The sequence below is a fragment of the Paenochrobactrum gallinarii genome, from assembly GCF_014205685.1.
Classification (GTDB): Bacteria; Pseudomonadota; Alphaproteobacteria; order Rhizobiales; family Rhizobiaceae; genus Paenochrobactrum; species Paenochrobactrum gallinarii.
The window spans coordinates 413781-426077 of sequence record NZ_JACIIU010000001.1; the positions used below are offsets into that span (position 1 = coordinate 413781).

The following is a 12297-nucleotide window of genomic DNA, read 5'->3' on the forward strand; positions in this document are numbered from 1 at the left end:
ATTCTATATTGCGAGTATTAAAGCGTGATAAAATTTAAGATAATCACTCTTACATCCTTATTTTCCGACCCATTCAAATTGTCGCAAGATCAACGGAGAGGTAAAATTCATTGAGCGGCTCCGTTGTCCTTTTAAACTTGGCTGGTGCAGTGGCGTTACTATTGTGGGCAACCCGCATGGTGCGCACCGGCGTTGAGGAAGCTTTTGGCGAACAATTGCGCCGCGGCTTGCGCAATCGCATGCAAAACCCGTTGCTGGCGGTCGCCTTCGGCACCGGACTTGCCATAGCATTGCAAAGCTCCACCGCTGTCACACTTCTGGTCGGCTCTTTTGTCGGCTCCGGTTTTGTGTCCGGCATTGCAGGACTTATGGCAGTGCGTGGCGGCGAACTTGGCTCGGCACTGGTTGTTAAAATCCTGACCTTTGACCTGGCCTTGATGGTGCCGCTGCTGCTCGTTGCAGGCACTGCCATTTCCATGACCACTGAACGCCATCAATGGCGCCAGATCGGCCGCATCTGCGTCGGCATCGCCTTGTTAATTCTGTCGCTGGAAATGACCTCGCACGCAACCGAACCCTTGCGCGACAGTCAGCTTTTGCCGGTCATCGTCAATTATTTGAAGGGTGACCCCATCACCGCCTATCTGCTGGCAGCATTGATGACATGGCTGTTTCATTCCAGCGTTGCCGCCATTATTTTGCTCGTCAGCTTCTCCTCACGCGGGCTGATCGACGCTAATCTGGCGGTCGTCATGGTGCTCGGCGTCAATCTCGGCTCATCTGTTATTGCTCCGATCCTCACCCGCAATGCTTCGCCGGAAAACCGCATCGTACCGCTCGGCAATCTGCTGATGCGCGGTGCAGGCTCACTGGTGATGTTGATTCTGGTTGAAAGCTTCCACCCTGATTTAAACCTGCTTGGCCAAGATCCGTCCTCACAAGTGATCAATGCCCATATTGTCTTCAACGTCATTATTCTGATTGCCGGCATTCCGCTTTCAGGTCTGGTGCTGCGCACTACCAAAGCACTGGTGCAAATCAATGCGCATAAATACGGCCCGCAGTCACCGGCTGAACTGGAGCAATATAGCGCGCTGGATAAAGGCGCTTTGAAACATCCGGCACAAGCACTGGCAAATGCCACACGTGAGGTTTTAAGTGTTTGTGAAACCGTTGAAGTGATGCTTCAGCGGGCAATAGATGTTTTTGAAACGCCCGACCAAACCAGCATTGATGAACTAGCCGCCCTTGATGACCGTGTTGATAAGCGGCATATGGCGATCAAGCTTTATCTGACACAGCTGGCTACGCAAAAGCTTAGCGAAACTGAAGCCGCTCGTATGCAGGAATTATTGGAAGCCTGCATCAAGCTGGAACAGGTCGGCGATATTATCGTGCGCAACATTCTGGTGCATGTGCAGAAAAAGCTCGATCAAAATCTGAATTTCACCGAAGAAGGCTGGAAGGAAATTGTTGGTTTTCACGATGTGGTTCTTTCCAATGCGCATCTCGCCTTCAACGTTCTGCTTTCACGTGACATCAAAACGGCACGCCAATTGGTGCAGCAAAAAGACCGCCTGCGTGAACTGGAACGGGAAACCACCCGCCAGCATTTTGCCCGCCTTCGTGCCGGCTCCCCGCGCAGTATCGAAACCAGCACTATTCATCTCGATACCATCCGCGACTTGAAACAAATCAATTCGCTACTGGCAGCCCTTGCCTATCCGGTGCTGGAAGAAGAAGGTCAGCTTGGCGGCACACGCTTGCGCAAACTTCCGAAACATCCGGCTTCAGATAAAGTATAATCATGAAAAAAGCCGCGCTTCATTTTTAAAGCGCGGCTTATGATATTCATGCAGGCCTTATGCTCTACGATAAAAGTTCTTTGACAAAGCCGGAGGCCAAAGCAAAATCCATCTGGCCGGTATAGCGCTCTTTCAGCACTGCCATGATCTTGCCCATATCGCGCAAACCCTGCGCATCAATTTCCTTGATCACATCGGCGCAAATTGTCTTCACTTCGTCAGCCGACAATTGCTGCGGCAGAAAATCACGAATGATCTCGATTTCATCCTGCTCGTTTTGCGCCAATTCAGGGCGATTCCCTTCAATATAAATTTTTGAAGAATCTTCACGCTGCTTGATCATTTTCGCCAAAATGGTCAAAAGCTCTTCATCCCCGACCGGATCTTTACCAGCTGAACGATTGGCTATATCGCGGTCCTGAACAGCCGCCATCACCAAACGCAGTGTCGAAACACGGCGTTTTTCCTGCGCTTTCAAAGCGTTGTTCAGTGCCTCAGTAATCTGCTGGCGCAACATCTACGTCTCTCCTGACGGTCATAAAACTCAATGGATATTTGTGCATTATTCATAAAAACCGACGGTCAGTACTATTAAAAGTGCCATCATTGCAAATTATTTTGCAAGAATTGCGTGACAGTCATTGACCGATGCGTCGTGTTTCTCTATTGCCCAAGGCTTAGCAGAGAACTTTGACTATGCACAACGGCGGGAGCATCACATCCCGACGTCTTTACGTGTGTCATATGGCGAGAAACCGGTTTTGTTTCAAGTCACGCTGTGCAACGCTATAACATCAGCCCGATCAGGAGTGCCCACATGACAAATACAACTCACACAACTGCACCCTGGTCAAAGACCAAGCCAACCGCTGTACTCGTTCTTGCCGATGGCACTGTCATCGAAGGTATGGGCGCGGGTGCAACCGGTGCTGTTGAAGCAGAAGTTTGCTTTAATACGGCCTTGACCGGATATCAGGAAATTTTGACTGACCCTTCTTATGCAGGTCAGATCATTACCTTCACATTCCCACACATCGGCAATGTTGGTGCCAATGATGAAGATATTGAAAACTTAACCCCCGCCAATCATACCGGTGCTGTGGGTGTCATTTTGAAGGCGCCGGTAACCGCCTCTTCCAATTACCGCGCCACCCAAGAACTGGCTCCTTGGTTGAAAAGCCGCGGCATCATCGGCATTTATGGCGTTGATACCCGTGCCCTCACCGCTTTGATCCGTGAAAAAGGCGCGCAGAATGCTGTGATTGCCCATGATCCTGAAGGCAATTTTGACCTTGAAGCGCTGAAAGCACGCGCCAAGAACTGGTCAGGCCTTGAAGGTCTTGATCTGGCCAAAGATGTCACCAGCGGTCAGTCCTCCGCATGGACGCAAGCACCTTGGGTCTGGAATGAAGGCTATGGCGAATTAGGCGAGCCAAAATACCATATTGTCGCGATCGATTACGGCGTGAAGCGCAACATCCTGCGCATTCTTGCCGGTCTTGGCGCAAAAATCACCATTGTTCCGGCCACCACTTCAGCTGAAGATATTTTGGCCTATCAGCCAGACGGTATTTTCCTGTCCAACGGCCCGGGTGATCCGGCTGCAACAGGTGAATATGCAGTTCCAACCATCGAAAAACTTATTGCAAGCGATATTCCGCTGTTTGGTATCTGCCTTGGTCACCAGATGCTGGCACGTGCACTGGGCGGCAACACCCAGAAAATGCATCAGGGCCATCACGGTGCCAACCATCCGGTGAAAGATTACACCACAAACAAGGTGGAAATCGTTTCGATGAACCACGGCTTTGCGGTGGATTCCGACAGCTTGCCTGAGAATGTTGAAGAAACGCATGTATCGCTGTTTGATGGCACGAATTGTGGTTTGCAGGTTATCGGCAAGCCGATTTTCTCGGTTCAGCACCATCCGGAAGCAGGCCCCGGCTCGGAAGATTCACATTACCTCTTCCGTCGCTTTATCAACCTGATCCGTGCTAAGCGCGGTGAAGCATTGCTTCCGGAACGCGAAGCGGCCTGAAACTAAAAAACTTGCGCGAAGCGGCATAGGCTGCAAAGTTCAAAACAATAAAAAAGCCGGACATCAAGTCCGGCTTTTTTTATATCAGTAGAAACGATTTTAAATCGCGCCGCTGAATGTATCGCAAGCATCAAGCTTACCGGTTTCAAATCCGCGCTTAAACCATTTTGCACGCTGCTCGGATGTGCCGTGGTTGAAACTATCAGGCACAACATAGCCCTGCGAGCGCTTCTGCAATGTATCATCACCAATCTGGTGAGCAGCATTCAGCGCATCTTCCAGATCACCTGTTTCCAGCAGACCTTTCTGCTCGGTGTAATAACCCCATATACCGGCAAAGCAATCAGCCTGAAGCTCGACGCGAACAGACATTTTATTGGCTTCAACTTCGCTCATATTCTGGCGCATCTGATTGAATTTCGGTAAAATACCGAGCAAGTTCTGCACATGATGGCCGACCTCATGCGCCAGAACATAGGCTTGCGCAAAATTACCCGATGCACGGAAGCGATTGGCCAGTTCATCATAGAAGGTCAGATCAATATAAACCTTCTTGTCGCCAGGACAATAAAACGGCCCCGAAGCAGAAGATGCCGTGCCACAGGCAGAGCTCACACGATCTTTAAACAAAACCAGTGAAGGTGCAGGATATTGCGCACCTTGTGACTGGAAAATACCGCTCCATGTATCTTCGGTTTCAGCCAGAATTGTGCGTACAAACTGAGTCATTTCGTCATTTTGCACCTGCCCGCCCTGAGCAACAGAACGACCGGATTGCTGTGACTGGGTTTGTGCCGGCATAGAGCCGTCATTGAACAGCACGGTCCACGGATCAATGCCTATAAATTTCAGTACGAAGAACATGATCACCAAAATGATGATGCCGCGGATACCGCCCCCACGCACGATGTTGAAAGCAGGGCCGCCCATTCCACGCCCCATGCCGCGACCCAGACCGCCGCCAAACCCGCCGCGACTGCCGCCCATGCCATTATCACCGTTCACACGACGGTCTTCCACATTGTCACTTTGCCTGCGGCCTTGCCAACGCATGTGCGAACTCCCTGTTCAGCTTAACTTTTAAATTCATAGCACAAAAAAGCTCAAACGATCATTTTGATCTGCAAGCCGCCTATTTTACCATCAACGATTGCATAGGCCATAGAGTTCCCGCATCTCAAATATGTGCGAACCAATTTTCTGTTTCCCGTTATTAATCACACAGAGATTCTTTATTCTATTCAGAAACAGATTTTCTATGAGAAAAAACGCCCCTTCTTTGTGCATATTTGCCACATTCACAGCCCGATCAGCACAGATAGGCACCGATATGCAAAAAAGATGGTGCTAACATGCAAAATAATGCCATAAAAATGAAATTAGAGGGTTCCGCTTAAAGCGATCATTGCCTATAAGGCACGCTTAGCCCAAGAATTTAAATTGCCGCCAACCCGCCGGATATCCGTGCGGGCTTTTCTGGCAGGCTAAGCAAACAATAGGATGTCACCATGCCGAAACGTACAGATATAAAATCTATCCTTATTATCGGTGCCGGACCTATTGTTATCGGACAGGCATGTGAGTTTGACTATTCAGGAACTCAGGCTTGTAAGGCACTGAAAGAGGAAGGCTACCGCATCATCCTCGTCAACTCCAATCCGGCCACCATCATGACCGATCCGGATCTGGCAGATGCGACCTATATTGAGCCGATCACCCCAGAAGTTGTGGCAAAAATCATTGCCAAAGAACGCCCTGATGCATTGCTGCCAACCATGGGTGGCCAGACAGCGCTTAACACCGCATTGTCACTGCGTCGCATGGGCGTTTTGGAACGCTACAATGTGGAAATGATCGGTGCGGATGCCCATGCCATTGATAAGGCAGAAGACCGCGCTCTCTTCCGCGAAGCAATGCACAAGATCGGTCTCGATACACCGACATCTTTCCTTGCTAACGCAACAGAAGTTAAAGAAGAAGACCGTAAGGCACACGACGCACGCCGTGCTGAACTGCGTGCAACCCTTTCCGGCGATGCGCTGGATCAGGCGCTCGACAAGCTCGAAACCGAATGGCAGCTCGGCGAAACCGATCGCAAGCAGCGCTATATGGGTCACGCTTTGTCAAAGGCTGCACAGGCGCTCGATATCGTTGGCTTGCCAGCCATTATCCGCCCAAGCTTTACCCTTGGCGGCACCGGCGGCGGTATTGCTTACAACCGTCAGGAATTCTTCGAAATCATCGAAGGGGGCCTTGATGCTTCGCCAACCACTGAAGTGCTGATCGAAGAATCCGTTCTCGGCTGGAAAGAATATGAAATGGAAGTTGTGCGCGATAAAGCGGACAACTGCATCATCATTTGCTCCATCGAAAACGTCGATCCGATGGGCGTTCACACCGGTGACAGTATCACTGTGGCACCTGCCATCACACTGACCGACAAAGAATACCAGATCATGCGTAATGCATCGATTGCGGTTCTTCGTGAAATCGGCGTTGAAACCGGTGGTTCTAACGTACAGTTCGCCATCAATCCGGCTAATGGCCGTATGATCGTTATTGAAATGAACCCGCGCGTGTCGCGTTCATCTGCACTGGCTTCCAAAGCAACCGGCTTCCCAATTGCAAAAGTGGCAGCAAAGCTTGCTGTCGGCTATACGCTGGACGAGCTGGACAACGACATTACCGGCGGTGCAACCCCTGCTTCGTTTGAACCAAGCATTGACTATGTTGTCACCAAAATCCCGCGTTTTGCATTCGAAAAATTCCCGGGCTCCTCGCCAATCCTCACCACTGCAATGAAGTCGGTTGGTGAAGTCATGGCTATTGGCCGTACCTTCCAGGAGAGTTTGCAGAAAGCGCTGCGTGGTCTCGAAACCGGCCTGACCGGCTTTGATGAAATTTCCATTCCGGGCATTGAAGACGGCGACGAAAAGAACGCAATCCGCGCAGCTATCGGCACACCGACACCGGATCGTCTGCGTATGGTTGCCCAGTCCATGCGTTTGGGTCTCACCAATGAGCAGATCCATGATGTCAGCAAGATCGATCCTTGGTTCCTCGATCAGATTTCTGAAATCGTGCAGATGGAACAGCGCGTGCGCGAGCACGGGCTGCCGCAGGATGCAGAAAACCTGCGTATGCTGAAAGCCATGGGCTTCTCTGATGCCCGTCTGGCCAGCATCACCGGTCAGGATGCCAGCGATGTGGCAAAACTTCGCGCTGAACTGAAAGTTCATCCGGTTTTCAAACGCATTGATACCTGCGCTGCCGAATTCGCTTCGCCAACCGCTTACATGTATTCTTCTTATGAAACCCCGTTTGCAGGCAGCACCGCTTCGGAAGCCGGCGTTTCAGATCGCAAGAAGGTTGTTATCCTCGGCGGCGGCCCTAACCGTATCGGTCAGGGTATCGAATTTGACTATTGCTGCTGCCATGCTGCCTTTGCACTCGGTGACGCTGATTTTGAAGCAATCATGGTCAACTGTAACCCTGAAACGGTTTCAACCGACTATGACACATCAGACCGCCTTTATTTCGAACCGCTGACTGCGGAAGATGTGCTTGAAATTCTGCGCGTTGAACAGCAGGCCGGCACATTGCACGGCGTTATCGTTCAGTTTGGTGGCCAGACCCCGCTGAAGCTCGCAGAAGCGCTTGAAAAAGCCGGCATTCCGATCCTTGGCACATCGCCTGATGCAATTGACCTTGCAGAAGACCGTGACCGCTTCCAGAAACTGCTGATCAAAAATGATCTCAACCAGCCTAAAAACGGCATTGCCTATTCGGTTGAACAGGCGCGCCTCATTGCTGGCGATCTCGGCTTCCCGCTGGTTGTGCGTCCTTCTTACGTGCTTGGTGGTCGTGCGATGCAGATCATTCAGGATGAACGTGGCTTGCAGTCTTACCTGCTCGACACCGTGCCTGAACTCGTACCGGAAGATATCAAGGCGAAATATCCAAACGATAAAACCGGCCAGATCAATACCTTGCTTGGCAAAAACCCGCTTCTGTTCGATACCTATCTGGTAGATGCAATCGAAGTAGACGTTGACTGCCTCTGCGATGGAACCAACACTTATGTTTCCGGCATTATGGAGCATATTGAAGAAGCTGGTATTCACTCCGGTGACAGTGCCTGCTCGCTTCCTGTTCACACTTTGACACCGGAAATCGTTGCAGAACTTAAGCGTCAGACCGCTGCTCTTGCCAAAGCGCTCAACGTTGTCGGCCTGATGAACGTGCAGTTTGCGATCCAGAAAGACCAAATCTTCGTTCTGGAAGTAAACCCGCGTGCATCGCGTACCGTTCCGTTCGTTGCGAAAGCAATCGGCACACCGATCGCCAAGGTTGCAGCCCGCATCATGGCTGGTGAAACCCTTGATGCAGCGCTGAACGCCTATGGCGGCGAACCGGATATGTCGAAGCGTCCGCATATTGCAGTGAAAGAAGCTGTGTTCCCGTTTGCCCGCTTCCCGGGCGTCGACACACTGCTCGGCCCTGAAATGCGTTCGACCGGTGAAGTTATGGGTCTGGATTACGACTTCGCTATCGCATTTGCGAAAGCACAGCTCGGTGCAGGCGTTGATCTGCCGCGTGAAGGCACCGTGTTTGTATCGGTGCGCGACGAAGACAAAGAACGCATCCTTCCAGCCGTTAAGAAACTGGCCGATCTCGGTTTCAGCGTTGTTGCCACCGGCGGCACCCAGCAATTCCTCGCCGGGCATGGCGTCAGCGCCACCAAGGTCAACAAGGTCATCGAAGGCCGTCCGCATATTGAAGATGCCATCCGCAACCGTCAGGTTCATCTGGTCTTCAATACCACGGACAGCGCCAGTGCCGTGTCGGACTCCAAGTCGATCCGCCGCGCAACCTTGATGCACAAGCTGCCTTACTACACCACTATCTCCGGTGCAGAATCAGCTACCGAAGCAATTGCAGCGCTGAAAGCCGGCTCACTGAAAGTGCGCCCGCTGCAAGATTACTTCACGGCCTGAGCCTGAAATTAAAAAAGCCGGTGATACCCTCACCGGCTTTTATTATGCACGCAATTTTATTAAAAGCTTCTCCGCAGCAGACCGGTTCATCGCTCTTATTTTAAAAGTTCCGTCGAAAAATGATTGAATTTACAAATAGCCTGCATCCTTATTCTACTGATTTATCTGTGTTTTTCTTCAATTTATTCGCCTTTGTGACCGCTTGTGCCTTCTAAAATAATAGCGTATAAGGCATTTATCGATTTTTCGGTCGAGTGACTTTGCGACCCGTGCGGCCTGTTCGCGCTTCCTGACGATCTCCAATCCATAATTTCGATCCACGGGACGTGTGCATACCATACGGACTTGAATTTATTCGTTACGCAAAGGAATTTCCCATGGCTACGGGAACTGTAAAGTGGTTTAACACGACCAAGGGTTTTGGCTTCATTCAACCTGATCAGGGCGGTACTGACGTTTTCGTTCATATCTCCGCTGTTCAGCGCGCTGGCCTCACCACTCTTGACGAAGGTCAGAAGGTTTCTTACGAAATCGTTCAGGACCGTCGTTCGGGCCGCTCTTCGGCTGATAATCTCGTTGCTGCTTAATAAGCAACATATGAGTTTCATGAAGAAGGCGGGTTTTTAACCCGCCTTTTTCTTTGCCGCCTTTTATACCATCTAGCGTTATCTTTGCACATATCCGGCACTTGCCCCCCCTGTTCAAGCTTCTTGAATAGTCGATGTGATGCTGCTGGCTTGATGGCTGGGCAGCAAATCGGCCAGCTTCACATTCCGCTGCCGTTCGAAATTAAAATGTGACGAAATATCCGTACTTAAACACAAAGCTTTTCTTGCGCTTTGTTACCCGATGCGACATAGCAGAGTGATTAAATCGCAGAACAGTGATTTCATAAGTTTCATCTGCCACTGAGGAGAATGATTATGGCATTTCTTGCCGACGCCCTTTCCCGTGTTAAGCCATCAGCAACGATCGCTGTCAGCCAAAAAGCCCGTGAGCTGAAGGCTAAAGGCAAAGATGTGATCGGTCTTGGTGCCGGTGAACCTGATTTTGATACGCCGGAGCATATCAAACAGGCCGCCATTGACGCGATCAATCGCGGTGAAACCAAATACACCGCTGTGGCAGGCATTATCGAACTGCGCAAAGCGATTGTTGGCAAGTTCAAACGTGAAAACGGTCTGGATTACACACCGGAACAGGTTATCGTCGGTACCGGCGGTAAGCAGATCCTGTTCAATGCTTTCATGGCAACGCTTAATCCGGGCGACGAAGTCATCGTCCCTGCTCCTTATTGGGTCAGCTATCCGGAAATGGCAGCGCTTAACGGCGGCACACCTGTTTTCATCAACACCCGTATGGAAGACAATTTCAAGCTCACCGCTGATGCACTTGAAAAAGCCATTACGCCAAAAACCAAATGGCTGGTTTTCAACTCACCGTCTAACCCGACCGGTGCCGCTTACACCGAAGCCGAGCTGAAAAGCCTGACTGAAGTTCTGGTTCGTCATCCGCATGTCTGGATCCTCACCGACGATATGTATGAGCATCTCGTTTATGGCGATTTCAAATTCACCACCCCTGCGCAGGTTGAGCCGTCACTCTATGACCGCACCCTGACCATGAATGGTGTGTCGAAAGCCTATGCGATGACCGGCTGGCGTATTGGTTATGCTGCAGGCCCGCTTGAGCTGATCAAAGCAATGGATATGGTACAGGGTCAGCAGACCTCTGGTGCCTGCTCTGTGGCACAGTGGGCAGCGGTTGAAGCACTCAATGGCCCGCAGGACTTCATCGCTCAGAACAAGGCCATCTTCCAGGGTCGCCGTGATCTGGTGGTTTCCATGCTCAATCAGGCCAAAGGCATCTCCTGCCCGACACCGGAAGGCGCGTTCTACGTTTACCCTTCCTGCGCTGAACTGATCGGCAAGAAAACCGAATCCGGCAAAGTGATCGAGACTGACGAAGATTTCGTCACCGAACTGCTTGAAGCAGAAGGTGTGGCCGTCGTGCATGGTTCGGCATTTGGTCTTGGACCAAACTTCCGTATTTCCTATGCTACTTCGGAAGATCTGCTTGAAGAAGCCTGCAAACGCATTCAGCGCTTCTGCGCTAGCCTGCGTTAAGCCTTCCAAGCTTAGCACAAAAAAATTAAGGAGCCGCAAGGCTCCTTTTTTTGTGGCTGCACGTCTAAGTAACCACACAAAACACCAGAAATTTGGACAAAAAAAAGCCGGACAAAACGTCCGGCTATAAAATTTTGAAGGAGCGTAAAAGCAATCCTTCAGAGGGGAACACTCATGATGCGCAAATGGGAGGAGAAACGCATCACTGAGATGGCCTTTATATGCACTTATTAGCCCCCAATAACAACAGACCTTATCGCAACCCAGCCATGCATAAATCACATAGCTTTAGTAGAATTATAAAACACAATAATTTCAATACGTTAAAACCATTGCGCCATAAAAAAAGGCTTAATCCGGCACACAGATTAAGCCTTTTGGATAACAAGAATTGCATGACTTATGCAATCAATAAGCCCAGTTACGCGCCTTTGAGAAAAGGAAATCACGGAACACATGCAGTTTGGCCGAGTTTTTAAGTGCTTCCGGATAACAGAAAAACGTATCAAAAGACGGCGTCTCTTCCAGCTCCGGCACCAATTGCACCAGACTTGCATCCTTATCGACCATATAATCCGGCAAAACACCAATACCGATGCCGCGTTCAACCGCACGGCTGATCGATTGCAAATTATTGACCTGAAGTGCCGGCACTCGCTGGCTTCCATCGGCACGCCCGGCACTCTCCAGCCAGTTCAAGCTGGTCAGGTAGCTCGGCGCCATTTCACCAAAGGTAATGATGCGGTGGTCGTCCAGCTGCTCCAGAGAAGTGATCTTGCCATATTTGGCTACATAAGCAGCAGAGGCATAAACATGCATATGCACCGTAAACAAACGGCGCTGGATCAGATCCGGTTGCTGTGGCTGGCGCAGTCGGATCGCACAATCCGCATGACGCATGGTCAGATCCAGCTCTTCATTGTCGAGGATAAGCTGCAATTGCACATCAGGATAAAGTTCGATGAACTCCTGAATACGCTCCATCAGCCAGCCGGTACCAAGTCCGACAGTGGTGGTAACGCGCAAACGCCCGCTTGGCTTTTCTTTACTGTCAGCCAGTTTCGAGCGTACATTTTCCAGCTTCATCAGCACATCATGCGCTGTGCGATACAAAATCTCACCCTGCTCGGTAAGAATAAGCCCGCGTGCATGCCGGTGAAATAACGGCACGCCGACATCTTGCTCCAAGGCACTAACCTGCCTTGAAATTGCTGATTGCGACAAATGCAGCGTCTGAGCAGCATGGGTAAAAGACCCCGCCTCAGCCGCCGCATGGAAAATGCGCAATTTATCCCAGTCGAGCGGAGCGACCACGTGTATCCCCTTTTATA

General features: G+C 50.7%; 8 protein-coding genes. 5 read left to right on the plus strand and 3 right to left on the minus strand.

From position 1 onward, the window contains the following. Window positions 1-110: 110 nt before the first annotated feature. Window positions 111-1805 carry a Na/Pi cotransporter family protein gene (locus FHS77_RS01960; RefSeq protein ID WP_184219186.1) on the plus strand — a complete coding sequence of 565 codons (1695 nt, stop codon included), beginning with the start codon at window positions 111-113 and terminating at the stop codon, window positions 1803-1805. A 64-nt stretch (window positions 1806-1869) separates the two neighbouring features. Here the strand turns inward: FHS77_RS01960 and FHS77_RS01965 are convergent, their stop codons facing one another. After that, on the minus strand, window positions 1870-2322 hold the full coding sequence (locus FHS77_RS01965) for a GatB/YqeY domain-containing protein (protein WP_184219189.1): 453 nt from the start codon (window positions 2320-2322) through the stop codon (window positions 1870-1872). A 300-nt stretch (window positions 2323-2622) separates the two neighbouring features. Here FHS77_RS01965 and carA point away from each other — a divergent pair, with 300 nt between their 5' ends. Beyond that, window positions 2623-3843: a glutamine-hydrolyzing carbamoyl-phosphate synthase small subunit gene (carA, locus tag FHS77_RS01970; protein WP_184219191.1), complete on the plus strand. Its 1221-nt coding sequence runs from the start codon at window positions 2623-2625 to the stop codon at window positions 3841-3843. 99 nt (window positions 3844-3942) lie between these two features. Here carA and ypfJ read toward each other — a convergent pair whose 3' ends face one another. Continuing rightward, entirely contained in the window at window positions 3943-4896 is a 954-nt protein-coding gene (ypfJ, locus tag FHS77_RS01975) for a KPN_02809 family neutral zinc metallopeptidase (protein ID WP_184219194.1), read from the minus strand. A 455-nt stretch (window positions 4897-5351) separates the two neighbouring features. On the opposite strand from ypfJ, the gene carB reads away from it, so the two are divergent. The 3 genes from carB (at window position 5352) to FHS77_RS01990 (ending at window position 10966) form a co-directional block, all read left to right on the plus strand. Next, the gene (gene carB, locus FHS77_RS01980; protein WP_184219197.1) at window positions 5352-8840 is read left to right on the plus strand and encodes a carbamoyl-phosphate synthase large subunit; all 3489 of its coding nucleotides are present in this window, start codon (window positions 5352-5354) and stop codon (window positions 8838-8840) included. A gap of 377 nt (window positions 8841-9217) precedes the next feature. Beyond that, window positions 9218-9427 (plus strand): cold-shock protein, encoded by a 210-nt coding sequence (locus tag FHS77_RS01985; protein WP_004684049.1) that lies wholly within the window; start codon window positions 9218-9220, stop codon window positions 9425-9427. Window positions 9428-9763: 336 nt separating this feature from the next. Then, complete coding sequence (locus FHS77_RS01990) at window positions 9764-10966, plus strand: pyridoxal phosphate-dependent aminotransferase (RefSeq protein ID WP_184219199.1); 1203 nt, start codon at window positions 9764-9766, stop codon at window positions 10964-10966. Window positions 10967-11374: 408 nt separating this feature from the next. On the opposite strand, the gene FHS77_RS01995 is transcribed toward FHS77_RS01990, so the two are convergent. Next, on the minus strand, window positions 11375-12280 hold the full coding sequence (locus FHS77_RS01995; RefSeq protein WP_184219202.1) for a LysR substrate-binding domain-containing protein: 906 nt from the start codon (window positions 12278-12280) through the stop codon (window positions 11375-11377). Between the last annotated feature and the right edge of the window lie 17 nt (window positions 12281-12297).